The sequence below is a fragment of the Gordonia sp. DT218 genome (assembly GCF_049847105.1).
In the GTDB taxonomy this organism is placed as follows: domain Bacteria; phylum Actinomycetota; class Actinomycetes; order Mycobacteriales; family Mycobacteriaceae; genus Gordonia.
In genome coordinates this window covers 89,879-114,779 of sequence record NZ_JBNCNS010000001.1, presented here as the reverse complement: position 1 = coordinate 114,779, position 24,901 = coordinate 89,879, and the positions used below count along the sequence as shown (strand labels likewise).

At 67.6% G+C, this 24,901-nt stretch carries 24 protein-coding genes; 6 read left to right on the top strand and 18 right to left on the bottom strand.

Annotation, left to right across the window (positions count from 1 at the left end):
- Positions 1-115: 115 nt before the first annotated feature.
- From uraH to ACPXCG_RS00525, 3 genes are read right to left on the bottom strand one after another with little or no spacing between them, the layout of a single operon-like run.
- A complete protein-coding gene (gene uraH, locus ACPXCG_RS00535) occupies positions 116-442 on the bottom strand; it encodes a hydroxyisourate hydrolase (RefSeq protein ID WP_425788085.1) in 327 nt (108 codons plus the stop codon).
- The gene (uraD, locus tag ACPXCG_RS00530) at positions 439-972 is read right to left on the bottom strand and encodes a 2-oxo-4-hydroxy-4-carboxy-5-ureidoimidazoline decarboxylase (protein ID WP_425788083.1); all 534 of its coding nucleotides are present in this window, start codon (positions 970-972) and stop codon (positions 439-441) included. Before uraD ends, uraH begins: the two co-directional genes overlap by 4 nt.
- A gap of 9 nt (positions 973-981) precedes the next feature.
- Complete coding sequence (locus tag ACPXCG_RS00525; protein ID WP_425788081.1) at positions 982-2,970, bottom strand: solute carrier family 23 protein; 1,989 nt, start codon at positions 2,968-2,970, stop codon at positions 982-984.
- 136 nt (positions 2,971-3,106) lie between these two features.
- Here ACPXCG_RS00525 and ACPXCG_RS00520 point away from each other — a divergent pair, with 136 nt between their 5' ends.
- On the top strand, positions 3,107-3,694 hold the full coding sequence (locus ACPXCG_RS00520; protein ID WP_425788079.1) for a nucleotidyltransferase family protein: 588 nt from the start codon (positions 3,107-3,109) through the stop codon (positions 3,692-3,694).
- Between the two features lie 8 nt (positions 3,695-3,702).
- On the opposite strand, the gene ACPXCG_RS00515 is transcribed toward ACPXCG_RS00520, so the two are convergent.
- Positions 3,703-4,308 (bottom strand): TetR/AcrR family transcriptional regulator, encoded by a 606-nt coding sequence (locus ACPXCG_RS00515; RefSeq protein WP_425788077.1) that lies wholly within the window; start codon positions 4,306-4,308, stop codon positions 3,703-3,705.
- A 94-nt stretch (positions 4,309-4,402) separates the two neighbouring features.
- Here ACPXCG_RS00515 and ACPXCG_RS00510 point away from each other — a divergent pair, with 94 nt between their 5' ends.
- Positions 4,403-5,989, top strand: coding sequence for an MFS transporter (locus tag ACPXCG_RS00510; RefSeq protein ID WP_425788075.1), 1,587 nt, complete (start codon positions 4,403-4,405; stop codon positions 5,987-5,989).
- Between the two features lie 175 nt (positions 5,990-6,164).
- A complete protein-coding gene (locus tag ACPXCG_RS00505) occupies positions 6,165-6,926 on the top strand; it encodes a hypothetical protein (RefSeq protein WP_425788073.1) in 762 nt (253 codons plus the stop codon).
- Positions 6,927-6,935: 9 nt separating this feature from the next.
- On the opposite strand, the gene ACPXCG_RS00500 is transcribed toward ACPXCG_RS00505, so the two are convergent.
- From ACPXCG_RS00500 to ACPXCG_RS00440, 13 genes are all read right to left on the bottom strand, one after another.
- Complete coding sequence (locus tag ACPXCG_RS00500; RefSeq protein WP_425788071.1) at positions 6,936-7,298, bottom strand: GNAT family N-acetyltransferase; 363 nt, start codon at positions 7,296-7,298, stop codon at positions 6,936-6,938.
- A gap of 16 nt (positions 7,299-7,314) precedes the next feature.
- Complete coding sequence (locus ACPXCG_RS00495; protein ID WP_425788069.1) at positions 7,315-9,129, bottom strand: acetyl/propionyl/methylcrotonyl-CoA carboxylase subunit alpha; 1,815 nt, start codon at positions 9,127-9,129, stop codon at positions 7,315-7,317.
- Positions 9,130-9,296: 167 nt separating this feature from the next.
- Complete coding sequence (locus ACPXCG_RS00490; protein WP_425788067.1) at positions 9,297-10,850, bottom strand: condensation domain-containing protein; 1,554 nt, start codon at positions 10,848-10,850, stop codon at positions 9,297-9,299.
- A complete protein-coding gene (locus tag ACPXCG_RS00485; RefSeq protein WP_425788065.1) occupies positions 10,847-11,296 on the bottom strand; it encodes a SufE family protein in 450 nt (149 codons plus the stop codon). The genes ACPXCG_RS00490 and ACPXCG_RS00485 overlap by 4 nt, the downstream gene beginning before the upstream one ends.
- On the bottom strand, positions 11,293-12,189 hold the full coding sequence (locus ACPXCG_RS00480; protein WP_425788063.1) for a sulfurtransferase: 897 nt from the start codon (positions 12,187-12,189) through the stop codon (positions 11,293-11,295). The genes ACPXCG_RS00485 and ACPXCG_RS00480 overlap by 4 nt, the downstream gene beginning before the upstream one ends.
- Before the next feature lie 184 nt (positions 12,190-12,373).
- Entirely contained in the window at positions 12,374-13,765 is a 1,392-nt protein-coding gene (locus ACPXCG_RS00475) for a condensation protein (protein WP_425788062.1), read from the bottom strand.
- A complete protein-coding gene (locus ACPXCG_RS00470; RefSeq protein WP_425788060.1) occupies positions 13,762-15,186 on the bottom strand; it encodes a condensation domain-containing protein in 1,425 nt (474 codons plus the stop codon). Before ACPXCG_RS00470 ends, ACPXCG_RS00475 begins: the two co-directional genes overlap by 4 nt.
- 6 nt (positions 15,187-15,192) lie before the next feature.
- Positions 15,193-16,659: a condensation domain-containing protein gene (locus tag ACPXCG_RS00465; RefSeq protein WP_425788058.1), complete on the bottom strand. Its 1,467-nt coding sequence runs from the start codon at positions 16,657-16,659 to the stop codon at positions 15,193-15,195.
- Between the two features lie 65 nt (positions 16,660-16,724).
- A complete protein-coding gene (locus ACPXCG_RS00460; protein WP_425790408.1) occupies positions 16,725-17,681 on the bottom strand; it encodes an alpha/beta hydrolase in 957 nt (318 codons plus the stop codon).
- A 221-nt stretch (positions 17,682-17,902) separates the two neighbouring features.
- A complete protein-coding gene (locus ACPXCG_RS00455) occupies positions 17,903-19,273 on the bottom strand; it encodes a hypothetical protein (protein WP_425788057.1) in 1,371 nt (456 codons plus the stop codon).
- A 119-nt stretch (positions 19,274-19,392) separates the two neighbouring features.
- Positions 19,393-20,028 carry a Maf family protein gene (locus ACPXCG_RS00450; RefSeq protein WP_425788055.1) on the bottom strand — a complete coding sequence of 212 codons (636 nt, stop codon included), beginning with the start codon at positions 20,026-20,028 and terminating at the stop codon, positions 19,393-19,395.
- Positions 20,025-20,264 (bottom strand): acyl-CoA carboxylase subunit epsilon, encoded by a 240-nt coding sequence (locus tag ACPXCG_RS00445; RefSeq protein ID WP_425788053.1) that lies wholly within the window; start codon positions 20,262-20,264, stop codon positions 20,025-20,027. The genes ACPXCG_RS00450 and ACPXCG_RS00445 overlap by 4 nt, the downstream gene beginning before the upstream one ends.
- Positions 20,261-21,889: an acyl-CoA carboxylase subunit beta gene (locus ACPXCG_RS00440; protein ID WP_425788051.1), complete on the bottom strand. Its 1,629-nt coding sequence runs from the start codon at positions 21,887-21,889 to the stop codon at positions 20,261-20,263. Before ACPXCG_RS00440 ends, ACPXCG_RS00445 begins: the two co-directional genes overlap by 4 nt.
- 173 nt (positions 21,890-22,062) lie before the next feature.
- Between ACPXCG_RS00440 and ACPXCG_RS00435 the strand changes: the two genes are divergently transcribed.
- A complete protein-coding gene (locus ACPXCG_RS00435) occupies positions 22,063-22,842 on the top strand; it encodes a biotin--[acetyl-CoA-carboxylase] ligase (RefSeq protein WP_425788049.1) in 780 nt (259 codons plus the stop codon).
- 41 nt (positions 22,843-22,883) lie between these two features.
- Here ACPXCG_RS00435 and ACPXCG_RS00430 read toward each other — a convergent pair whose 3' ends face one another.
- Positions 22,884-23,477, bottom strand: coding sequence for a hypothetical protein (locus tag ACPXCG_RS00430; RefSeq protein WP_425788047.1), 594 nt, complete (start codon positions 23,475-23,477; stop codon positions 22,884-22,886).
- Between the two features lie 177 nt (positions 23,478-23,654).
- On the opposite strand from ACPXCG_RS00430, the gene ACPXCG_RS00425 reads away from it, so the two are divergent.
- Positions 23,655-24,230, top strand: coding sequence for a PH domain-containing protein (locus ACPXCG_RS00425; protein ID WP_425788045.1), 576 nt, complete (start codon positions 23,655-23,657; stop codon positions 24,228-24,230).
- Entirely contained in the window at positions 24,227-24,901 is a 675-nt protein-coding gene (locus ACPXCG_RS00420) for a response regulator transcription factor (RefSeq protein ID WP_425788043.1), read from the top strand. Before ACPXCG_RS00425 ends, ACPXCG_RS00420 begins: the two co-directional genes overlap by 4 nt.

The following is a 24,901-nucleotide window of genomic DNA, read 5'->3' as shown; positions in this document are numbered from 1 at the left end:
ACGCGACATGACGTCGGCTTCATTTCGACTCTACCCCCTGCCCTGTGGCGTCCGTCGCATTCGGGGCACCGGTGGCCGGGCCCGCAGGGAGCGGACGCGCCGCCGATGTGCTCGGTCAGCTGCCCCGGTAGGTCGTGTAGGAATACGGACTGAGCAGCACCGGGACGTGGTAATGGCGGGTGGGGTCGTCGACTGCGAAACAGATGTCGATCTCCGGATAGAAGCCATCGATCCCGTGCGTGTCGAACCACTCTCCGGTGTCGAACACGAGGTGATACGTGCCCGGGGTGAGCGGTGCGGTGCTGATCTGACCGATCCGGCCGTCATCATCGGTGAGCCCTGCGGCCAGTTCGGTTCCGGTCGCGTCCCTCAATGAGATCGAGACGCCGCGGGCCGGGGAGCCGGACACCGCGTCGAGTACATGGGTGGACAGGCCCGTCATGTCGTCGCTCCGTCCTCGAGGTAGATGCTCGCGGGGGTCAGCATCCTCGTCACCCTACTGCGGTTGATCTTCGCCAATTCCATTCGCGTCACACGTCGTTCGGTCTCGGCGTCGTTGTGCATCCGTTGCTTGAGGATGTCGAGGAGTTCATCGGCCGGTCGGCCGTTGGCGAACACGAGATACACGTGGCCGAACTTCTCCTCGTATGCAGCGTTGAGTTTCTTGAGGTCGGTCAGCACCGTTGCGTCGGCACCGGCGACCCCCGATTGCTCTCGCTCCGACGACGGGTTGTCGGGACGGTCGCCGATCCGGGGATGTCCGGCCAAGGCCTCGTCGAGGTCGGTGTCGGTGAGTTCGGCCAGGATGAGATCCGCATACTCGAGCAGCGCCTCGTCGTCGGAGAAGGGGCGGGCCTTGGCGACCCGTAGGGCCCAGATCGACGAGCTGCAGCACTCATAGAGCTGATGGATGGCCTGGCGTTCGGAGAGTTCGTTGAAACTGGACAATCCACGCCAATCGACACGCCTCATGCGGCCAGCCTAGGAGAGTTCGGGCTGTCGGCTGAACCGGGCCGACGTGATCGGATTGGCATCGGCCACCAGGTCGTCGAACCGGTAGTTGGCGATTTTCGCGATCTCGATGAGGGCAAAGGACTTCTCACTGGTCTGCGCGTTGTCCATCCGGGCCCAGCCGCTGCGCAGTACCCGGTCGTATCGTTCGGTCTCCTGGGCGCAGATGACCAGCGGGAAGCCGAAGTGCTCCCGGTACGCCGACGCGAGATTGACCACGTTCTCGTGTTCGGTCTCCTCCAGATGCGACAGACCCTTGTGATCGACGGCGATCAGTTCGCCGGTGTCCTCGTCCTCGGCGCCGAGGTCGGGGAAGGCGCGAATCAGGTCCAGTTGCTCGGTGTCACTACCGGTGAGCATCGCCTCCTGGAACGCGCTGCGGAGATCGTGGACATCCTCGAAGGGTTTCTGATCCCAAGCGCGGTCGAGTACCCAGTCGACGTTCTGCACGACGGCGCCGAAGGTCTCGCGGAATTGTTGCTTGCTCATGGTGTCGACCTCGTCGAGGGTGATCGCACCGCCGCCCGCGACGGCTGGGCCGCGGCTGCCGAGGTGGAAGAACAGCAGGTTGAGCAGGATCGCGGTGATCGCGCCCATCGTGATGCCGGTCGAGAATGGGATCTGCAGGAAGATGTTGGGCATTGCCTGATCGACGCCCGGGAGGGCGGGCACGTCGACCTGTTGACCGGACTTGTCGATGACGGTGGTCGGTGTCGCCGACTGCGAGAACTGCACATACAGTGCGACGGCCAGTGAGGTCGCCGAGATGATCAGGTTGCGGTGGTCGGTGAAGTCGACCGAGGTCAGGGTTTGGATTCCGACGATCGCCACCGTGGCGAACATGATCAGGGCCGCGCCGCCCAGCACCGGCGCGGGAATGCACTCGACCACCTTGGCCAGCTTCGGGAACAGGCCGAGGACGATCATGATGCCGCCGGCCGCGGCGACCACCCATCGGCTCTTGACGCCGGTCAGTCGCACCAGGCCGACGTTCTCCGAGAAGGCGGTGTACGGGAACGAGTTGAACGCGCCACCGATGACGGTGGCCAGACCGTCGGCCCGGACCGTCGCGGCGACATCATCCTTCTTGATGCGTTTGCCGACGATCTCTCCGGTCGCGAACACCGAGCCGGTCGACTCGACGGCGACCACCAGCAGCACCACGATCAGCGAGACGATCGCGACGATGTCGAAACGCGGCCAGCCGAAGGCGAACGGCGGGGTGAAGCCGAGCCAGTCGGCCTGTCCCACGGACGCAAAGTTCGCGTCACCGCACAGCCAGGCCACGAAGGTTCCCACGACGAGGCCGAGCAGCACTGCGATCGTGGCCATGAAGCCGCGGAAGAAGCGCTGCATCAGCACGATCAGCAGGATCGTGCCGAGTACGTAGAGGACCCACCGCCAGTTGGCCGAATCGTGCAAATGGGTCGCCGGGTCGCTGACCGCGTCGCCGGCACCGACCGGGATCAGGCAGACCCCGATGATGGTGATCAGTGTGCCGGTGACCACCGGGGGCAGGAAACGGATCAACTTGGCGAAGAACGGAGCGATCAAGAAGGTGAACACGCCGGCCGCGATGACCGCGCCGTACACGGTCTGCAGGCCGACCCGCCCACCGCCGTGATTGTTGGCGATCTGGATCACCGGCGCGAGCGTGGCGAACGTGATGCCCTGCAGCAGTGGCAGGCGGACACCGACCTTCCAGATGCCCACCGACTGCAGTAGCGAGGCGATGCCGCAGGTGAACAGATCCGCGGTGATCAGCATGGTCAGGGCCTCGGAGTCGAGGTTGATCGAGCGTGCGATCAGGAGCGGGACGAGGACCGCACCGGCGTAGAACGCGACCACATGCTGTGCGCCCAGAGTGAGCAGTTTGCCGGTGGGTGGCACCTGGTCGACAGGGGGCACCCTCTTCTTGCGAATGGCTCCGTCGATGGGAGTGGTGGAATCCGTGGACATGCTCGCTCACCTCTATGTCGGCCGTGGACCGCTACATCTTGGACCTCGGTGACCGTTCCTGCTCAGCGGCGGATCGTATATTTCCGCTGCGTAAAACGGACAAAGGGCTTGTGCCGCACTAGTATCGATCGTCGATATGGGTAACGGGCCGAGCATTCCGGATGGGCGGCGCGAACCGGGCCGAGTCGTCGGGGTGGTGCTGGCCGCGGGCGCCGGGAGCCGCTTCGGTGCGCCCAAAATCGGTGCTGACGAAGGTGATTGGCTTCGCCGGTCGGTCGACGCACTGGCTCGCGGTGGCTGCGCCGACGTGTTCGTCGCCATGGGCGCCCGCATCGTCGACCTGCCGGAAGGGGCATCGGCGATCGTCGTGCCCGGCTGGCGGGGCGGGCTGGGGGATACCGTCCGAGTGGCGACAACAGTGGCGCGCGACGCCGATGCGGACGGCATGGTTTTACACGTTGTTGACACGCCGGACGTCGGTCCGGATGTGACCATCCGTCTTCTGGCCGCGGTCGGCCGTCGGCGGGATGGCATCGCCCGGGCGGTCTTCGACGGTCGGCCCGGGCATCCGGTGTACCTCGGTGCCGATCACCTCGACGGTGTGATCGCGACGGTCACGGGTGACGTTGGTGCGCAGCCGTACCTGGCCGCCCACCGCGCCGATCTGCTCCCGGTCGAGTGTGGCGACCTGGCCACCGGACGGGATCGGGACACCCCTGGGTGAGGTCGGGCTCAGCGGCTCAGGCTCGCGACGATCGATTCGAGCGTCTGATCGCGCGACGGCAGCCCGCGGGAATGGCCGACCAGCATCGGCTGCGCATGCCGTAGGAAGACCGATGCGATCAGCAGATGGGCGGTCACGTCTGCGTCCACCGCAGGATCGACCACGCCGGCGTCTTGTGCGGATCGTAGGTACCCGCTGATCGCGATCACGCCACGCTGCGGTCCGTAATCGTTCTCCAGGATCACGCCACCCAATTCCGCACGGAGTTCGCGGTCGGCCTGGGCGGCCATCAGGACGTCGAGTCCGGCCTCGAGGAATTCCTCCAGGCGTGCGGTGAAGACGGTGAGGACCTCGCGCAACTCGGCGATGTCGTGCGGGGCAGGCGGCATCGTCGGCCCGAACTGCCACAGTGGCCGTAGCGACTCCGTGAAAACGGCACCCACCAGGCCTTTTCGATCTCCGAAATGATAGAAGATGCTGCCCTCGGAGATGTCCAGCCGGTCGGCGATCTCGCGCGTGGTCAGGCGGGCGATGCCCCGATCGCGCAGGACCGCCAAGGTGGCCGTGACGATCTCGTCTCGCCCGGTCTTCGGTGGCCGTCCACGTCGTGTCACGTCTGGCACTCTACGCGGGAACAGAAAGTTATTGAGTAACCACTCAGAATGTGTGACGATTAACTGAGTTGAAACTCAAATAAGGAGGGGCGCGATGCCTCGGAAATGGTTGACCCTGGCTGCGGTGTGCACCGGGGTGTTCATGTTGCTGCTCGACGTGACGATCGTGAACGTCGCGCTGCCCGATATCCAGCGGGACCTGGGATCGTCGTTGGCCGGTCTCCAGTGGGTGATCGACGCGTACGCGCTCACCCTCGCGGCGCTGCTGCTGACGGCGGGGACCATCGCCGACATCATCGGCCGCAAGCTGGTGTTCGCGTCCGGGATCGTGGTGTTCACGATCGGTTCGCTGGCATGTGGGCTGGCGCCCACGATTGAATTCCTGGTCACTGCGCGGGCCGTGCAGGGCATCGGTGGGGCGATCATGTTCGCCACGTCGCTCGCGTTGCTGGCGCAGGCCTTTCCGCCGAAGGAGCGAGGTGTCGCGTTCGGTGTGTTCGGCGCGGTCACGGGCGTCTCCGTCGCCGTCGGGCCGGTTCTCGGTGGTGTGCTGACGACGGGACTGTCGTGGCACTGGATCTTCTACGTCAACATCCCGGTGGGTATCGCGGCCCTCGCGGTCACCTACTTCGGAGTCGACGAGTCGAAGGCCCCCGGGACACGGCGCATCGACTGGCTGGGATGCGTGAGTTTCAGTGCGGCCCTGGCATTCCTGGTCTTCGGTCTCATTCGCAGCCACGCCGACGGCTGGGGATCGCCGACGGTCGCCGGCTCGCTCATCGCCTCCGCGGTGCTCCTCGTCGCCTTCCTCGTCGTGGAAAGGAAGGTCGCGGACCCGATGATCGACGGCGCCCTGCTCCGCGTCCCGACCTTCAACGGCGGCCTGATCGCGGCGTGGGCGGTATCGGCGTCGATGTTCTCGGCACTGACCTACCTGGTCATCTACCTGCAGACCATCATGGGCTATTCGGCGCTGGAGGCCGGGTTGCGCTTCCTGCCGTTCTCGGGGGTCGTGTTCGTCGCGGCCGCTGTCGCCGGCCGGCTGTCGGATCTCGTGCCGGTGCGATGGCTCATCGGGCCCGGATTCGTGCTCGTCGCGGCCGGACTCTGGCTGATGCGCGGCACCGATCCGACCGGCAGCTGGACCCAGCTGGTGCCGGGGTTCGTCGTCGCCGGCATCGGCACCGGACTGATCAATCCGCCGCTGGCATCGACGGCCGTCGGCGTGGTCGAGCAGGAGCGGGCGGGCATGGCGTCGGGAATCAACTCCACCTTCCGGCAGATCGGCATCGCCACCGGTGTGGCAGTGCTGGGCAGTGTGCTCGCATCGCACTTCGCCGACACCGTGGCGTCGGCGTTGACCGGCGGGCCGCTGTCGGCACGCGCACAGGAGATCGGCGACGCCGTGGCGGACGGCAACATGGCCGGAGTGATCGGGACGGTGCCGGGGCCACTGCGCGCACAAGTTGCCCGGGTGGCTGCGCAGGGTTATGCCGACGCGCTGGATCGCGTCCTCCTCATCGCTGCGGTGGTGGCGCTGGTTGCGGGCCTGGTCGCGGCGGCTCTGATCCGCAGTAGCGACTTCCACGACCCCGACGCCCCGCCGCCGGACACGGATCCGGCGCGCGCGGGAGCGGACACCGGAGCTGCCGAAGACGTGCCGGTCGTGCCGGTCGACTGAGGCGGCGACATGCTGATCTGCTGACCGCGATCTGGTGAAACGTCCACGCCTCTGCGGATTCGTTGCCTTCTCGTCGCCATTCCGATGCACAGGGACGCCTCGCCGCAGCTTCCGACCTGCCTAGTGTGCAGGTGAGCCGACAGCCCGGGAGCCAATGGGTGAAGAGGTGATCGTCGTGAAGCGAGCACATCGCGGACCTGTTGCGGCGCTGGCGGCGGCCGGCTTCGCGATGGTGATGATCTGTGGCTGCGGAGGGAGCCCGGCGGTGATGGGCGAGTCGGCGCCCCGCGCGGACGAACACGTACCGGCCGACCTCGACATCACCTTCCGCTGGTTGCCCGGTCCGGTGTTCGACCTGTTCGGTTCCGAGGGCACCTTCGTCCGGGCCTACATCGAATCGTTCGAATTGGCCGATGCCGGCCGGTCGACGATGTGGGGTTACCACGGCTTCGTCGGGGCGTCGCCGTCGAACATCGACAGCATGATCGCCGCCTACCCGCCCGACGTGTCGTCGGATCAGCCCGGTGTCGGCACCGCACTCTTCACCGGTCTGCGGCGCGTCGACGAAGGGGACTGGACACGGATCGTGCTGTGCCGACACGGATTTCGATCCGTTCGCGATGGTGCGGGAAATGCTTCGTCGTGGTCGTCGCGCACCGATGCGCCGCGGCCCGTCGAGATCGACTTCCGCAGAGTCGGCGCCGGACCGCCCAACGTCAAGAGCGGCACCCAGCGCACACCCGACGGCGCGGTGTTCGGCGACTGGCGTGCCACCAGGGTCGACTTCGCCGCCATCTACCCGATGCCGACCGCCGATCAGAACGCCTGCGCGGCGATGGCGTCGTCGGGCATGCCGCAGCGCGCACCCGCCCATGGCCGGCAACCGTGGCCGAGCATGGCACCCAGTCCGGGGTGGTCGGCGACCTCGCTGCTGTGAGCGCGGAGGTCAGGCGCCCGGGGGCGTGTCGACCGAGCCGACCGTGAGTCCGAGCGCGCCTTCGGCAAAACGTGTCACGGGCGCCACCGCTGCCTCCAGGGCCTCGTCGTGGCCGACCTGGGCACGCCCCCAGAGCTGACCGTCGTCGCCGTCGCGCCGGACTCCGATCAGCGCGATGAGTTCGCCGGTGGTGGGAATGCAGACGGCCCAGACGTAGCCCGTCTCGTCCGACCAGGCGGCGTTCGTGGCGGCGACGTATGCACGCGGATCGTCGATGCCCAGATCGGACAACGCCGGGACGTCGGTGATCCGCTCGTCAGCGCGCAGCGCTCGCAGATACCACGTCCCGGCGTTGATCTCGACCGGATTCATGAATGCGGTGGGTGTCCTACTTCAACTCGAGGAGCATGGTGCCCTGGGTGACCGCGGCACCCGCCTCGACGGCCAGGCCGGTGACCACGCCGTCCTTGTGCGCGGTGACCGGGTTCTCCATCTTCATCGCCTCGAGGACCACGACGAGCTCACCTGCGGAGACCTCCTGGCCCTCCTCGACGGCGACCTTGACGACGGTGCCCTGCATCGGGGCCTGCACGGCGTCGCCGGATGCGGCCGCGCCGCCGCCCTTCTTGCGTGCACGGGCCTTCGGCTTCTTGCGGACCACGCCGTTGGCGCTGCCGCCACCGCCGCCGAGTGCGAGGTCGCCGGGCAGGGAGACCTCGACGCGACGGCCGCCGACCTCGACCACCACGTTCTGGCGCGGCAGTGACTCGTCTTCTTCGATGGGCTCACCGCCGGTGAACGGCTCGATGGGGTTCTCCCAATCGGTCTCGATCCACTTGGTGTAGATGTCGAACTTCTCGTCGCCGTTCTCGTCCACGTGACCGTGGAAGGCCGGGTTCTCGACGATGTGCCGGTGGAACGGGATGACCGTCGCGAGCCCCTCGACCTGGAACTCGGCGAGAGCGCGACGCGAACGCTCGAGCGCCTGCTCGCGGTTCTCGCCGGTGACGATCAACTTGGCGAGCATCGAGTCGAACTGGCCACCGATGACGTCGCCGGCGACGACACCGGAGTCGACGCGGACGCCGGGGCCGGTCGGCTCCTTGTAGACCGTGACCGGGCCGGGGGCGGGCAGGAAGTTGCGGCCGGCGTCCTCGCCGTTGATGCGGAACTCGAAAGAATGTCCGCGAGGTGTCGGGTCCTCGGAGATCTCCAGTTTGTCGCCGTTGGCGATCCGAAACTGCTGGCGGACCAGGTCGATGCCCGCGGTCTCTTCGGTGACCGGGTGCTCGACCTGGAGTCGGGTGTTGACCTCGAGGAAGGAGACGAGCCCGTCGGCGCCGACGAGGAACTCGACCGTGCCCGCGCCGTAGTATCCGGCCTCCCGGCAGATGGCCTTGGCGGAGGAGTGGATGCGCTCGCGCTGCTCGGTGGTCAGGAAGGGGGCGGGGGCCTCCTCGACCAGCTTCTGGAAACGACGCTGCAGCGAGCAGTCGCGGGTGCCGGCGACGATGACGTTGCCGTGCTGGTCGGCGATGACCTGCGCCTCGACGTGGCGGGCCTTGTCGAGGTAACGCTCGACGAAGCACTCGCCGCGGCCGAAGGCGGAGACCGCCTCGCGGGTGGCCGACTCGAACAGGTGGGGGATCTCCTCGATGGTGTACGCGACCTTCATGCCGCGACCACCGCCGCCGAACGCCGCCTTGATCGCGACGGGCACGCCGTGCTCCTCGGCGAAGGCGACGACCTCGTCGGCGTTCTTCACCGGATCCTTGGTGCCGGGGGCCATCGGGGCGTTGGCCTTGAGGGCGATGTGGCGGGCGGTGACCTTGTCACCGAGGTCGCGGATCGACTGCGGAGACGGTCCGATCCAGATCAGTCCCGCGTCGATGACGGCCTGGGCGAAGTCGCCGTTCTCGGAGAGGAACCCGTATCCGGGGTGGATCGCGTCGGCGCCCGACTTGGCCGCGGCGTCGAGGATCTTGTCGAACACCAGGTAGGACTCGGCGGAGGTCTGACCACCCAGGGCGAACGCCTCGTCGGCGAGTTTCACGAACAGTGCGTCGGCGTCCGGCTCGGCGTACACCGCGACGCTGGGGAGGCCGGCGTCGCGGGCTGCGCGGATCACGCGGACGGCGATCTCACCGCGATTGGCGATGAGCACCTTGGAAATGGTCGAGCTGTTCGCAGAGGGACTAGGCACTTGTTCTCCTGGGCGTCGTGTCGTCGTTGGGCGACACCGGCTGGTGGTCGGGCATCACACTCGTTCTGAGTTCACCCCGTGACGGACATGGTGGCGGCCGACCAGGGTGACGCATGACACTTGGAGTCTAGGTGCCACGCGCTCAGGGCAACACACTAGCTCACCGATCAATTGCTCGGTTGGGCACCGGGTGCGTTCGCGGCGCCGAAGGTGCTGCTGTCGCCGATGGCCCGGACGAGCTCGGTGAAACGGCCCAGGTAGGCGCGTACGGAGCCGGGGGTGTCGGCGTCGGCGGCTTCGTCGATGACGGTCGAGGTGAGATTGTTCACTTCTGTCGTCGAGTCAACAGTGGGGCCGACGGTGGCGGTCGTCCTGGCGGGGAATCGTGCCGAAACGCGCATTCCGGACGGCGTTCGGTTGATCCAGATGAAGACCTCGTCGGTGGCGTAGCTGTGACTGCGCAGCACCTTGGCACGGCCGGCGTCGGCCGCGGCGGCGCCGGGCGCGTACCGGGTGTCGATGAACGAGATGACGAAGTGGGGCTCGCCCTGGTAGTCGATGAGGTCGGCGACACGCAAGAACGGGAGAGAAGCGCCCTGCCGGGACCGCTTCAGCTCGGCGGTGGCCCGCGTGACGGCCTGGTCGAAGGTGGGGGAGTCGGAGACGTCGAGGCAGAACGGCGCGACGGCGACGAACCAGCCGAGCGCGGTGAGCCATCGCGTGTGGTCGCGAGTGTGGCGCGGCAGGACGCAACGGAACTCGGGGTCACCGGTGCGTTCGTGATAGACGATGGCGAACGCGGCGAGCACCCCGGCGGTCAGCGTTCCGCCTGCCTGCGAGCAGACCGCGGTGAACCGGTTGGCCGCGTCGTCGTCGAGGATGACGCCGGTGATCGAATCCTGTGGAACGGAACCGTCGTCGGCCTCGGCCGGTATGAGCTCGTCGGTGCCGGTGCCGGAATCCGTGTCAGCGCCGCCGTGTCGGTAGTCGAAGCCGGGCAGGCTGCCGCGGCCGCTGCGCAGGAACGACGACCACGTGGCCACCGCGGGATGGTCGGCACCGGTCTGATCGGCCTGCCGCCGTTCCTCGGCGCTGAAATCGACGTAACTGCCGACCGTCGGCAGATCGGGCTCGGTGTGATCGCGCGCCGACCGGTAGAGCGTCACCAGTTCCTGCTGGGCCATGATCAGCGAGTATCCGTCCACCAGTGAGTGATCGGCGGCGAAAAGCAACGTGAAGGAGTCCTCGCGGCCGACGGTGGCGAACATGTACGCGGGCCAGTGCAGGGGTGCGGTCGCCCGGTCGAATGCGCCGGCGATCTGCTCGACGAGGGGGCCGGACTGCGTGTACCAGCCGATCCGGCCCATCTTGAGCTTGACCGTGCCCTCGTCGGTGCTCAGTCGCTGGAGGCCGTCGCCCTTGATGACGACGTGGCTGCGAAGGACCTCATGCCGGTCGATCCATGTCATCAGGGTGCTGCGGATCGCGGGGATCGACAGCGGCTCGTCGAACTCGATCGACAGACCGAGCCACGATTCCCGGCCACCCTCCCGGCGGGTGCGCAGGCGATATTCGAAGGCCGACCGCAGATGCTGTTCGTGATTGTGAGAGGTCAACCGGGAGTCGTGACTCCAGCTGCCGAGCCCACCCGGGACGTAGGGCATCCACTCGACGAGACCGCCGGGCTCGATCGGCTCCTCGAGGATCTGGATGAACTTCATGGCGCGGTTGGCGGCCCGCCTGACCCGGCCGTCTGCGCACGGACCTGACCCTTGATACGGGCGAGCATCCCCGCCATGCCGCGCAGGCGCAGCGGGCTCACCGCCGAACCGAGACCGAGATCGTGATAGAAGTCGGCCGGTACCGCGAGGATGTCGTCAGCGGATGCGCCGTCGAGGCCCTGGTGCAGGATCGATGCGAACCCACGGGTGGTCGGTGCCTCGGGCGGGGCGCTGAAATGTAGTCGCACCGAGGCCGGATCGGACGCGTCCACCGACAGGAACACCGGGGACTGACATTCCGGCACCGGCTCCATCGCGTCCTCCAGCAAGTGCTCGGGAAGGTCCGGCAGTTCCCGGGAGAACTCCAGCAGCAGCGTCACCTTGTCGGAATCGCCCAGTGCGCCAAAATCATCGACGATCTCGGCGAGGGCGGCCGGGAGGCTCATGCCGTGGCGGGCGCCGAGCCGGGCTCGGTGCCGACGGCGATCGGTACCCGCACCGCGTTGCCCCACTCGGTCCACGAGCCGTCGTAGTTGCGCACATGGCCGAAGCCCAGCAGGTGGGTCAGCACGAACCAGGTGTGGCTCGAGCGCTCGCCGATCCGGCAGTAGGCGATGGTCGGTGTCGACGCATCGAGGTCGCCGTAGATCTCGTCGAGTTCGGCCTTGGCCCGGAACCGGCCGTCGGGTGCGGCGGCCTTGGCCCACGGGATGGAGATCGCGGTGGGGATGTGTCCACCCCGCAACGCGCCCTCCTCCGGGTAGTCGGGCATGTGGGTGCGTTCTCCGCTGTACTCCTGCGGCGATCGGACGTCGACGAGCGGTTCGGAGCCGAGCGCACCGAGCACCTCGGGTGCGAACGCACGGATCAGCGTGTCGTCGCGCTCGACGACCGGGTAGTCCGAACGGGGGTACTCGGGCACGTCGAAGGAGGTCTCCCGGTCTTCGGACATCCAGGCATCCCGGCCGCCGTCGAGTAGCCGGACGTCCTCGTGGCCGAAGAGGGTGAACACCCAGAGCGCGTATGCCGCCCACCAATTGCTCTTGTCGCCATAGATGACGATCGTGTCGTCGCGCTCGATGCCTTTGCTGCGCATGAGTTCGGCGAACTGCTCGCCGTCGATGTAGTCGCGGGTCACCGGGTCGTTCAGGTGCAGGTGCCAATCCACCTTCTGGGCCGTCGGGATGTGGCCGATGTCGAAGAGGAGCACGTCCTCGTCGGACTCGATGATCTTGAGCCCCTTGGCACCGAGATGCGCCGAGAGCCACTGCGTCGTGACGAGGCGCTCCGGGTGGGCGTAGTCGGCGAACGCCGGATTCGGATCGGTCTCAACGCTCAACTGCGGTCCCTTCGTGATTGTCGTCGGTCCGTGGCCGACTGGCTGTCGCACGGACCCACCGACGTGCGGTATCTCGCACTGAGCCTACTCACTGTTCATGCTGCACGGTGGGCGGCGTACCGCGGCGTGGATCCGGCTGGTCGGCGTGCGCGGTTCGCCGAGCGCGCCGGTCACGTGCACGCGTTCACCCGGCCCGATGGCGCAACCCGCCCGACCAGACATCGCGAAGCCGGTCGTCCACCGCGTCGAGGACGCCGGTCATCGTGCGGTGGGCGAGTTCGGTGTCCGGGTACCGGGCGCGTAGATGGACACCATCTGCGTCACGCCAGAACCAGAACTGGGCGGTGTCGGTCCGGCGTGAGCTCGAGATCTGCCGGGTGGTCACCGACGCCGGCAGGCCGAGCTTGCGGTAATCGACATAGGACACCATGAAGACGTCGCTGCGGTTGGTCCGGATCAGGTCGCCGTAGGTCATGTACACCGGCGTGAGGCCGATCCGGGCGAGCGGAAGGGCCTCGCCGAGCCGCGCGGTGTTGGCACGCAGGGTGGTTCCGCGATCACCTCGGGCACTCAACCGGATGGGGGCGTTACCGACCAGCCAGCCGACCGCCTTGCGGTCGGCGGCGTCGTAGCGGGTGTGGACCGGCAGGATGGCCGGCAGCTCGGCAGGTCCGCCGACATCGTGAACCGCATCGGCGAACGCCGTCAGCAGCGCCGGGTACGTGCGAGCGTTCAGGGCGTGGACGGTCTGCTCGAAGCGGCGCGCGGACTCGGCGCACATCAGGGTGCGCACCTCGGTGCACACCGGTGCGGTGTCGCCGGGCGCCAGACCGAGGTCGAGCGGGAATTCGGGGACCGTCCAGTGGTTGGCGGCGAGGAACTCGCCCCAGCCGCGAAGGCGCGGATCGTCGGGGGCCACCGTCGGCGCGGCGTCTTCGACCGTCCGGATGTCCAGAAAGCTCATCGGCTGCGCGACTTTCGTGCCGGAGAGGTCGTCAACGAGTTCGGATGCGATGACGGCGAGCGAATAGGCATCGACGTAGCAGTGGTCGAATGCGAGGATCACGGTCGTCGACGACGGCCGCTGCACGGCGGCGAGGTAGTGCTGTAGCGGCGCGAACGGCGAACAGACCGTTGCGATGTCGTCGACCAGGCGGTCGGCCAGCGGGGAATCCCCGGTGCCAGGGTCGGTGGTGCCCGGATCCGTGGTGCCCTCCGGACCCGGGCCGTCCGGGACGACGACTCCGGGCACGGGTCGCACGGTGAGGTCGCCGACCGGCAGCCGATGGCGGACATGCTCGTCGTCGGAGGAGACGAAATGGCACCGCAGCACTTCGTGCCGGTCCACCAGCTTCCGGAGGCTGCGGGTGATGTCGTCGACGGCCACGGCCTCGGCGAATTCGACGGTCAGCGCGAGCCAACCGGCGGTGCCGTTGCGGCGAACCGCGTCGAGGTGGAACTTCTCGTTCTCCGACGGCGGCACATCGACCGGGAGGGAGTCGGCTGTCGCGGCCAACTCCCAGCGGATGACTGCGCCGGGCTCGATCTCGATCGCATCGTCGCCGCAGAGCTTCACGATCGCACCTCCGTTGCGGAATGCGCGCCGACGACAGGATCGGCACCTGCCGAATAGTCGGTCAGCCATCGACCGACCGCATCAACGTAGACACCGAAAGCGCCGCGTGCCGTGGGATTGTCGGGAATGTGGGCGAGCAGCGTCAGCGCGTGCTCATAACGGGTGAACCACATGTTGGCATTGCGGGTCCGGCCCACCGCCGGAAAGCAGGTCGCCGACGCCACGGCAGGGTCGTCACTGCCGGGAATCCTGCGGAAGTCGATGTAGGACACCATCTGTGGCGAACCGGAGTCGGGAAGGTAGGTGCCCTCGGCAGCCAGCACGGCAAGGGCGGCATGGACGGGCAGGGTGGCGAGGTCGCGCGCGACGGCCACCGCATCGGTGGCGATGTGCACCAGCTCGGTGAGGCGCGTTCCCGGCGGCACCGGAAAGGTGACCGGCGCGAAATTGCACAACCAGCCCTGGGTGGTCGCGTGATCGGCGGTGCGGGTCGAGAGCACTGTGGATGTGAAATAGCTCTCGGTGCCCAGCAGTTCGTGTTGCGCCGCGGCCAGCGCTGCGTAGATCAGTCCGACGAGAGAACTGTGATCGTCGCGGCGCTGCGCGCACGCTTCGAGTTGCCCGGCGGTCAGCATGGTGCGTTGGACGGGAAGCGCGGGACCGAGCTCTCCGTCGGCAAGGCCGAGGTCGAAGGGGAAGCGGGGGACCCGACCATCGTTCGCGGACAAGATCTCTCGCCAGGTCGTGATCCGTGGGTCGCCGGGAGTCACGGACGCGGTGAGCGACTTCTCGGACGATATGTAATCGGTGAACCGTCCCGTGCTCTCCGGCTGCGGGATCTCACCGTCGCGATGGGCCCGGTAGAGACGGGCGATCTCGTGGAGGCCGATGTACTGCGAGAACCCGTCTGTGTGCGAGTGATCCGACCCGATGTAGAAGGTGAAGCCGTCGCCGTGGTCGAACGCGCCGTAGACGACTCCGGGCATCCGGTCGAAGACCGCCTCGGATTCGATGCGGCCGACTATGTGACCGATCACGTCGTCGGTGGCGACCTGGGCCCCGGACCCGCTGGTGCGGAACTCGATGCTTTCCGCCGGTGCCACCAGGCGTATCGGACCGGTGTCGTCGAGTCGGTAGACGGCACGCAGTTCGTCGTGCCTGCGGACGAAGGTGGTCAGCGCGGCCGCCATGGCCGCGCGGTCGAGGGGGCCGTCGAAGACGGTGATGGTGCCGGCCGTCCCGGTGTGGGGCCCACCGTCGGCCCGTTTGGCCGCAGCGGCGGCGACATGGTCGGTCTGCAGGAAGGTCAGTCCGTCGGCCGTCCGTTCGGCGGCGGCGAGTGTGCGGGCGGGATCGGCCGGCCGCCACTCGACGCTCGCGCCACCGACGGGGCGCGAGCGCAGGGGAGGAGAGTGGCTCATCGGGTCCTAGGACGCATTCGTCGCGTCGAGCACGCCATGGTCGTAGGCGAGGTCGCCGTCGGCGATCACGGTCGTCAGGATCTGTTGGAACGTCGAGATGAACCGATGGACCATGTCGGCCCGCGGACCCGTCGGGAACCTCGACGAGATGTTGGTCCCGGCGGGTACCCGGTTGATCCAGAAGTAGACCTCGTCGGCGTTCCGGGTGGAGCTGCGCAGCACGCGGGCGCGCCGCGCATCCCACAGGTCCGCACCGTCGGCGTGCCGCAGGTCGATGTAGGAGACCACCAGGCCGGGTGGCGTGGTGTCGCCGCCGATCAGATCTGCGATCGGGGCGAAGGGTGCGGCGCCGACCCCCTTGTAATCCGAGGCGCTCGTCGCGACCGACGTAATTGCCTGGCGGAAGGTCGTTGCGTCCTGCGGCCGCAGATGCACCGGGATGATGCCGACGAACCATCCCGCAGCCTCACCCCACTTCATCTCGGTGCGGGTGTGCACGGGATTGATGAATCGCAACTCGCCGGACCCACTCAGCTTGGCCGCCGCCATCGACAATGCCGTGTAGATGCCGGCCTGCATGTTCGCGCCGGCGTCCTTGCACAGGGCGTTGAACGCTGCGGTTTGATCCGCGTCGAGCAGCCACGACGACAGGGTCGCCTGGAATCCACGGTCGGGTGTGCGCTCGGCGATGATCGTCGGCGCGGCGTCGGACTCGCACGACCGCACGACCGGGAAGGTGGGCATCGGCGCCGGCTGCGGGGAATCGGGGTCGGCATCGGCGAAGAATCGGCTCCAGCCGGCGACGGCATCGTCGGTGTCGCGGATCCGGTCGCCGATCGCCCGCTCGGCATCGGAGAAGTCGACGTAGCTCCCGAACTCGGCGAGGCCGTCCGGGGTGCCGGTGACCACGGAATCGTAGAGGGCGGTCAGCTCTTTGATCGCGAAGACCTGCGTATACGCGTCCATCACCGTGTGGTCGGCGGCGAAGACGACCAGGAACGCGTCGTCGCGGTCGTCGAGCTCGACGGTCACTGCGATGCAGTGCGGCCAGCTCAACGGGCTGACGGCGGTGTTGAAGTACTCGTTCACCCGCTCGAAGACCTCGGTGCTGCTGAGGTGATCACCCATCGGGCGTCGACCGATCGAGATCGACTCCATCGGAAGCGTGATGCGTTGGGGGGCATCGGTCTCACCGTCGGTCACCGAGGTGCGGAACGCCTCGTGACGGGCGTACCAGCGGTTCATGGTCTCGCTCATGGCGTCACCGTCGAGGGGGCGCTCGATGAGGAATGCGGTTCCGATCCACTGGCTGTACCAGTCGTCGCCCTCGGCCGCCGCACGATTGGCGTGCTCGACGTGCATGTAGGACAGCCGGCGTGGATCGAGGGACCACGCATCCGGCGCGGCCTCGGGAACCCACGCCGTCAGCGTGCCTCCCGGCAACGGGTAGTCGGCCAACTCGGTGTATTCCATGAAACCTCCTTCGTCGGTACTGCGGTCTTCTCCGGCCGGCCGTCAGGCCGTGTGCCGATGCGGCGTCAGACGCCGAGTCCGGCGGCGATGAACGGCCAGCTCCGGTGCAGCTGATCGACCCAGTAGGGCCAGGAGTGGGTGCCGGGGTCGACGTAGTGGAAGGACGCGGGGATGCGCTGTGCGGCCAGTTGTGCCTGCAGATTCCGGGTGCACCACATGGAGCCCATCTCGATCGCCCCGCCGACGACCTGGCGGTTCGCCGGATCGTCGTTGCCCGGGTATCCCGGCGCGTCGTATCGGCCGGCGCGGCCGGTACCGGTGGACACGTAGATCGCGCTGCCGCGCAGCCCCGCCGAATGGCGAAGGACGTCGTGTGCCGACCAGGCCGGGTCACCCGGCGGACCCCACATGTTGTCGGCGTCGCCACCGAACGCGGACACGATGCCGCGCGGATATGCCTCACCGGCGGGACCGGTGGTGGTGTAACACCCGCTGTAGGCGGCGACGGCACGGTAGAAGCCGGGATTGCGGGCGGCCAGCATGAGGCTCGATCCGGCGCCCATCGAGAGGCCGCCGATCCCGCGGCGCCCGTTGCCGTCGAACCTGGCGTCGAGCAGCGGTGGGAGTTCCTTCTTGAGGAAGGTCTCCCACTTGTAGCGGCCAAGTGTGGGATCGTCGTGCTGCCAGTCGGTGTAGAAGCTGCCATTGCCCGCCAGCGGCAGTGCAACGGTGACGTTCTTGTCGGCGAAGAACTTCACCGCATCCGACTTGATCAGCCAGATACTGTTCTGCGGGTCCTCTTCGCCGAGACCGCTCAGCATGTAGAGCGTCGGCCGCGGGCCGCTCTGGGTCCGGGGGACGAGCACCTGGACCTTGATGGTCTTACGCATGGCCGCCGAGTGGACGTACACGCCGTACTGAGTCGGTCCCTCGCGGACCACACGCTCGATTGACGGTGCGGACGGCGCCGCGGTCGCCACCGAGGTGGTGCCGGCCAGGGAGGCCACCGCGGCGCACACCATGGCCACGGCGGCTGCCGTGCGCGCCAGACGGCGTCGGGGGCGACCGGCGCCGGGAGGTCGGGCGGCCAGCGTCCGCAAAGTCGTCATCGAGCGTGGTTCTCCTCGTCGTCCGCAGCCCGCGCACGGGCTGCTGCTCCTGGAGGTCAGGTAAACCAAAACCAAGAACATTTGCAAGCGAAAATAATGATTTGGGGCTCAGATCGCCCCGAGGGTGAGATGTCTCACCATGGAATGGTGGTCAGCCCCCACCGGGCACATTCTTTTTGGACGCTCGCGCACAGCTCGGCAGAGGTCGGGAAAGCGGCCGGGTCGAGCCCGGAGACGGCGAGCGTCGTGGTCTCTCCGGTGTCATGAAACCATGCCGCGAGCCCACCGCGAAGTCGAACGAGTCGCTCACGGCTGACGCCTTGGGTCGTCGCACGCGAGGCAAAGGTGTCGATCCGGGACGGATCACCGAGCCCGGCGAACAGCGGATCGACCACACCGCCGTTGGAGGCAAGGGCGAGCGGAGTGGCGGCGTTCTTGCTGAGGGCGGCCACTGCGGCGTCCGGTAGCGCCTGGATGAGGGGCTGTAGGCGCGGCGGTCGACCCGCGCCCGTGCCGGCACGCCGATACGTTTCCTTGGCCGCCTGCCGGATCGCCCCGAGATCTCGTGAGCGGCTCCACTCGGCAGGCACATCCAGTGTGAGTCCGGTGGTCGAGTTCGCACGGGTGTCCTCCCCCGGGCGCACCGACATCGGGATCGACACCCGGACCGTGTCCTCCCAGGAAGCGCGGTCGGCGCCGACGATGAGCCCGGTGACGATCGCGAGGAAGAGGGCGTTGCTGGTGCCACCCGATGCCGCGAAGGTCGATCGCCAGTCGTCGCCGGGGATGGAGACGATGGCGAGCGGGGTCCGGATCGTCGTCTCGCGGGCGACCTCGTCGGCGGTCGGCGCGGGTGGCGGGGGAGTCGACTGCGACGTCACCGGTCGCTTCTCGGACGACTTCTCCGTCGAGACTGCGGCGCCCCGGGCCGACCAGGTGTCCCGCAGGAGTCCGATGAGACCGGCGCCGACCGTCCTCAGCTGGGTGGCGGACTCGCGGATCTGACCGGGCAGCGACGGTGTGGCCGGTGCGTAATGCGCGTCGGTGGAGTCGTCGTGACCGGTCGCGTGCAGGATTGCCCGCCCGCCCAACCAGCCGTCGCCCACGGCATGCGAGGAGCAGAGGGTGACGATGCCCCCACCGGATGCCAGGGGGGCCGCCCGGAGATCCCAGACGGGACCGTGCGCGAGGTCGAACCGGATGTCGGCCGCGCGTTCGATCCAGTCGAGGATCTCGTCGTCGCCGAGTTCCGGATCGAGGTGGGTCCGACCGGCGGTGTCGGCCGCGGCGGTCCAGTGATCGCGGACGAAGGGCATCCGGCTTCGATGGAGGCGACGGCTGATCGGGGTGTCGAGCAGCCGGCGACCGATCCGACCGAGTTCTTCGGCTGTCAGCGGTTCGGTGAGGCGCCAGATCGCCTGGCTCAACACCGGGACACCGAATGCGCGGTCCATGCGGATGAACAGATCGTCGTCGTGTGTGGTGCGCTCGACGTGGGAGGTCATTACGCCGACCCTAGACATCTCGATTGGATCTCGCTTGTGCAACGGGTTAATAGCTGATGAAGGGGCGTGGCGCAGCGTCAGTGCCATCCGGTCAGCGCCACTCGGTCTTCACGACGGTGTCATCGCCACAGACTCGTGACGTCGACTCCGACGTCGGCGAGGAGTCCGCGAACAGTCGGGAGACCGATCCCGATCACCGAGGACGGATCGCCGTCGATGGCCTCCACGAACCAGCCGCCGAGGCCGTCGAGGGTGAATGCACCGGCGACCGCGAGGGGCTCGCCGGTGGCGGCGTACGCGTCCACGGTCGCGTCGTCGATGTCGGCGAAGTGGATCGTCGTGGCCGCGGATGCCTCCGCCGTTCCGACGATCCGGGAATCCCGGATGCGTGAGACCCAATGCCCGGTGAGCAGTTCCGCCGACCGTCCGCGCATCCTGCGCCACTGCGCACACGCGGCGTCGACGGTGTGCGGTTTCCCGCTGAGCGCACCCTCGAAGAGCAGCATCGAGTCGCAGGTCAGCACCACGGTGTCGGTTGTGTGGTGGGCGCCGTTGAGGATCGTGGCCACCACGGCGTCGGCCTTCGCCCCGGCGAGGCGTACCACCACCTCCGCCGGAGGTGCGCCGTGGAGCGTGCGGAGTACCGCATCCTCGTCGACGTCGGAGACGATCACCCGGGGGTCGAGCCCGGCGGCCCGCAGGACCCGCAGCCGGGCAGGCGATGCGGATCCGAGGACCACCGAGACGGTGGTCACGCCCTCAAGTTGGTGAAACTGGTCGGCGCTCCCCAGACGGGACGGAGCCGGTCCTCGGGTCGACCCCAGTCGTCGCGGGGGCCGGTCTCGACCGGACCGCTGTTCGACGAACCGGCGGCCGCGGCGACCAGGGAAGTGAGGACCGCGACCTCTTCGTCACTGGGGTTGCCGCGGACGATCCGCAGCAACGGGGCGGCGGTCGGGGTCTCGTTCGTGGTGTCGGACGTGTCGCTCATAGCGGGATGTTCCCATGCTTCTTCGGCGGCAGGGTGACCATCTTGCGCTCGAGCAGTCGCAAGGCGGTGGCGACCTGTCCACGGGTATGGCTGGGCGGGATGACGGCATCGACGTAACCGCGCTCGGCGGCCACGTACGGGTTCACCAGGGTGTCCTCGTACTCCTGCTGCAACTGGAGTCGCAATGCGTCGACGTCGTCGCCGTTGGCCTGCGCCTCCTTGAGCTGACCGCGGTAGACGAAGCCCACCGCGCCCGACGCTCCCATGACCGCGATCTGGGCGGTGGGCCACGCGAGGTTCACGTCGGCACCCATGTGCTTGGAACCCATGACGTCGTACGCACCGCCGTACGCCTTGCGGGTGATGATGGTGATCTTGCCTACCGTGGCCTCGCCGTACGCGTAGAGCAGCTTGGCGCCGCGCCGGATGATCCCGTTGTATTCCTGTTCGGTACCGGGCAGGAACCCGGGGACGTCGACCAGGGTGACGATCGGGATGTTGAAGGCGTCGCAGGTGCGGACGAACCGGGCGGCCTTCTCCGAGCCCTTGATGTCGAGGCAGCCGGCGAACTGTGTCGGCTGGTTGGCGACGATGCCGACGCTGCGGCCGTCGACGTGACCGAAGCCGACGACCACATTGGTCGCGTACTCGGCCTGGACCTCGAGGAACTCGTCGTCGTCGAGGATGCGGCGGATCACCTCGTGCATGTCGTACGGCTGGTTGGGCGAGTCCGGGATCAGGGTGTCGAGTTCGAGATCCTCGTCGGTGAGGGTGTCCTCGATCGATCCGGCGGCGGGGTCGGCAACCGGCAGTCGGGGCGCCTCGGCGCGGTTGTTGCTGGGGAGGTAGCCCAGCAGATCCTTGACGTATTCGAGTGCGTCCTCTTCGTCCTGCGCGACGTAGTGGGCGGTGCCGGACTTCGACATATGGGTGTGGGCACCGCCGAGGTCCTCCATGGTGACGTCCTCGCCGGTGACCGTCTTGATGACGTCGGGGCCGGTGATGAACATCTGGCTGGTCTGGTCGACCATCACCACGAAGTCGGTGAGTGCCGGCGAGTAGACGTGTCCGCCTGCGGCGGCACCCATGATCAGCGAGATCTGCGGGATCACGCCCGAGGCCCGGACGTTGCGGTGGAAGATCTCGCCGTACAGGCCGAGTGAGACGACGCCTTCCTGGATGCGAGCGCCTGCGCCGTCGTTGATGCCGATCAGCGGGCGGCCGGTCTTGATGGCCAGGTCCATCACCTTCACGATCTTCTCGCCATAGACCTCACCCAGGCTGCCGCCGAACACGGTCGCGTCCTGGGAGAAGATGCACACCTCGCGACCGTCGATGGTGCCGTAACCGGTGACGACGCCGTCGCCGAGCGGCCGGCGCTCGGCCAGTCCGAAGTTGGTGCTGCGGTGACGCGCAAGAGCGTCGAGTTCGACGAACGACCCCTCGTCGAGCAAGTGCGTGATGCGCTCGCGCGCGGTCAGCTTGCCCTTGTCGTGGATCTTGTCGACCGCGGCCTCGCCCACCGGGTGCTTGGTCTCTTCGAGGCGATTACGCAGATCGGCGAGCTTTCCCGCCGTCGTGTGGATGTCGGGAGCGGCGCCGTCATCGCGCGAAGCAGTCGTCATGAACAACGATGCTAACTACCCGACTGTGAGCCACGTCAACCGGATCAACGTGAGATCGCCTCATGTTCCCGAGCGATCGGTCGGCAGTGGCGCGTGTGCGTGCGCAGGGGGCCATCCCGCCGCACGTCTGTGCTCGTCCCCGCGACGATGGTCGGCGCAGTAGCGTCTGGGGTATGACCCTGGATGGCGCTGAGCTCCTCGAGACCCTCGCTGACACCTGCTGGCACACGATCGAGGTCGTCGAGTCGACGGGTTCGACCAATGCCGACCTGATCGCCCGGGCGGCGACCGAGGAGATCGGCGGGACGGTCCGCATCACGGCCGACCAGACGTCCGGTCGGGGTCGTCATACCCGCGTCTGGTCGGCGCCGGCCGGTGGACAACTCGCGATGTCGTCGGCGGTGGCGGTCGGCGACGACCCCGAGCACGTGGGCTGGTTGTCGCTGATCGCAGGGCTGGCGGTGGCCCGGGCCGTGGAGGCCGTCGTGGGCGAACGGCCGACTCTCAAGTGGCCCAACGACGTGCTGATCGACGACCGGAAGATCGCCGGCATCCTGTCCGAGTACACGCACACGCCCAGCGGCGGGGTGGCTGTCATCGGGGTCGGGCTCAACACGGCGATGACCGAGGAACAGCTGCCCGTGCCCACCGCGACCTCACTGCTGATCGTCACCGGTGATGAGGTCCCGCCGGAAGATCTCGCACGGCAGTTCCTGCGCGGCCTCTCCGAGTTGCTCGCGCTGTGGCCGACCGACATCGACCAGCTGGCGGCGATGTACCGCGACCGTAGCGACACGCTGGGCCGACGGGTCCGATTGGTGTTGCCAGGTGACAAGGAGTTGGTGGGTACCGCGGTCGGGATCGATCGGACGGGGCGGATCGTCATCGATGTCGACGGCCGTGAAGTGGTGGCGGCCGCAGGCGACGTCACTCACCTGCGGCCGATCGACTGATCGGACGATCCGGGCGCTCGCGGGCCCGGATCGTCCGATGGTCAGCCCTGCTGGATGCTCTTGTGCCCCATGGCCGGGACCAGGGTCAGGATCGGTAATCCGATGATCAGATGGACTACCGCCGTGGCGATCCCCACGGACAGCTCCGACGACAGGACCAGCGGGATGATCACCGCACCGGCGATGAGGAGACCCACGATCCAGCGGAAGAACTGATTCGGCGAGGGTGTGACCATCTGCAGGACGTACCACAGCGCACCCGCCGCCAGGGCGCACAGGAAGCCGACCACGGCGAACCAGATCTCGTCGCGGGCCAGGGGATTCCATACCCCGAATTTGCCGGCCTCGTTGACCCTCTCGACGATCGCGCGGATCACCCACGCCGCCAGCCACGCGGCGAGTCCGGTGACGACGCCGGTCATCACCACGCCACCGATGAACATGGTCGGGTTCACGTTGGGACCCAGGCGGGGTTTCTGGCGTGGTGCAGCCGGCGGATAGGCCTCGGAGTACTCGGCCGGACCGGGTTGTGCGTGCGGGTCCGACCGGCTGTACGCCTGTGTCTCGGGCGGATATCCGCCCTCGTACCTGGCGGTTCGCGGGTCGTACGGGTCACGCGGGTCGCGATAACTCATGGTTTCTCCTTGACCTTCTCGGCGGTCGGCCCGGTACGCGTCTGTTCGCAGTGTACTTGTGTTCACCAGCAGTCTCCGGCGGCATGCCGGTGCCACGATCGCACGATGGTCGTGATCGCGGTCGTGGATGGGTCGAGCCACGCTGCGGTGTGGGGGCTGCGGATTAAGCTGGCTGCCATGTCCTACCCACGCGAGAACCTCGCCCCCGGCGAGGAGATCGTCCTGCACCGGCATCCGCATTGGAAATGCCTGCTCGGGCCGTTCCTGGTGTTCCTTCTGATGACTGCTGTCGCGGGGGTGCTCGCGGGGATGGTCAGCGGGTCCGCCCTGGACTCGACGGTCTCGACCGTGCTGCTGATCGTCATCGGTGTGTTGTGGCTGCTCGGATTCGTGTGGTATTTCGTCCGGCCGCTGATCTCTTGGAAGACGACGCATTTCGTCCTCACCGATCGCCGGGTGATCTATCGCAACGGCATCCTGACTCGATCCGGGATCGACATCCCGATCCGTCGGATCAACACCGTCGAGTTCCGGCACGGGCCGATCGACCGGATGCTCCGAACCGGCACGCTGATCATCGAGTCGGCGTCCGACGAGCCGTTGTCGTTCGACGACATCCCCCACGTGGAACGGGTGCACGCAATGCTCTATCACGAGGTCCTCGACACGCACGAGGACGCCGCGCCCGACGAGGTCGGGCTGACGGACGACGATCGGTCCGATCGTCGTCACGACGAGGGGGTCGGACGGTGACCGATGTACTGCTGGCCGAGGACGACATCGCCATCGCGGAGCCGCTGGCGCGCGCACTGACCCGTGAGGGGTATGGCTGCGAGGTGGTCACCGATGGCGCCGAGGCGCTCGACCAGGCGCTGGACACCCGGTTCGAACTGCTCATCCTGGACCTCGGGCTACCCGAGATCGACGGCCTGGAGGTGTGCCGTCGAATCCGGACCGCGCGACCACAGCTCGCCGTGCTGATGCTCACCGCGCGCACCGACGAGGTGGACTTCGTGGTCGGTCTCGATGCCGGCGCCGACGATTACGTCGGCAAGCCGTTCCGGCTGGCCGAGCTGCTGGCACGGGTGCGGGCGCTGCTCCGCCGCCAGCAGAGCGCCGACGTGGTCCTCGACGGCGGCGACATCCAGCTCGACACCCGCGGCCGACGGGTGCTGGTGGACGGTGCCGATCTGGTGCTGGCCAACCGGGAGTTCGATCTGCTGCGGTTCCTGATGGAACGGCCGGGGCAGGTGGTGAGCCGGGACGAGATCCTCACCGAGGTGTGGGGATCGGCAGACCTGCGCTCGTCGAAGACACTCGACATGCACATCTCGTGGCTGCGCCGGAAGATCGGCGACGATCAGGCCGACCGCCCCCGGCACATCGTCACCGTGCGCGGCGTCGGATTCCGATTCGATCCCTGA

Coding starts and splice junctions, on each gene's coding strand:
- ACPXCG_RS00455 (WP_425788057.1), bottom strand. CDS start 19,273: ATGACCTCCCACGTCGAGCGCACCACACACGACGACGATCTGTTCATC.
- ACPXCG_RS00490 (WP_425788067.1), bottom strand. CDS start 10,850: ATGAAGTTCATCCAGATCCTCGAGGAGCCGATCGAGCCCGGCGGTCTC.
- ACPXCG_RS00485 (WP_425788065.1), bottom strand. CDS start 11,296: ATGAGCCTCCCGGCCGCCCTCGCCGAGATCGTCGATGATTTTGGCGCA.
- ACPXCG_RS00445 (WP_425788053.1), bottom strand. CDS start 20,264: ATGAGCGACACGTCCGACACCACGAACGAGACCCCGACCGCCGCCCCG.
- ACPXCG_RS00435 (WP_425788049.1), top strand. CDS start 22,063: ATGACCCTGGATGGCGCTGAGCTCCTCGAGACCCTCGCTGACACCTGC.
- uraH (WP_425788085.1), bottom strand. CDS start 442: ATGACGGGCCTGTCCACCCATGTACTCGACGCGGTGTCCGGCTCCCCG.
- ACPXCG_RS00465 (WP_425788058.1), bottom strand. CDS start 16,659: ATGGAATACACCGAGTTGGCCGACTACCCGTTGCCGGGAGGCACGCTG.
- uraD (WP_425788083.1), bottom strand. CDS start 972: ATGAGGCGTGTCGATTGGCGTGGATTGTCCAGTTTCAACGAACTCTCC.
- ACPXCG_RS00470 (WP_425788060.1), bottom strand. CDS start 15,186: ATGAGCCACTCTCCTCCCCTGCGCTCGCGCCCCGTCGGTGGCGCGAGC.
- ACPXCG_RS00430 (WP_425788047.1), bottom strand. CDS start 23,477: ATGAGTTATCGCGACCCGCGTGACCCGTACGACCCGCGAACCGCCAGG.
- ACPXCG_RS00525 (WP_425788081.1), bottom strand. CDS start 2,970: ATGTCCACGGATTCCACCACTCCCATCGACGGAGCCATTCGCAAGAAG.
- ACPXCG_RS00440 (WP_425788051.1), bottom strand. CDS start 21,889: ATGACGACTGCTTCGCGCGATGACGGCGCCGCTCCCGACATCCACACG.
- ACPXCG_RS00425 (WP_425788045.1), top strand. CDS start 23,655: ATGTCCTACCCACGCGAGAACCTCGCCCCCGGCGAGGAGATCGTCCTG.
- ACPXCG_RS00460 (WP_425790408.1), bottom strand. CDS start 17,681: ATGGTGTGCGCCGCGGTGGCCTCCCTGGCCGGCACCACCTCGGTGGCG.
- ACPXCG_RS00520 (WP_425788079.1), top strand. CDS start 3,107: ATGGGTAACGGGCCGAGCATTCCGGATGGGCGGCGCGAACCGGGCCGA.
- ACPXCG_RS00510 (WP_425788075.1), top strand. CDS start 4,403: ATGCCTCGGAAATGGTTGACCCTGGCTGCGGTGTGCACCGGGGTGTTC.
- ACPXCG_RS00500 (WP_425788071.1), bottom strand. CDS start 7,298: ATGAATCCGGTCGAGATCAACGCCGGGACGTGGTATCTGCGAGCGCTG.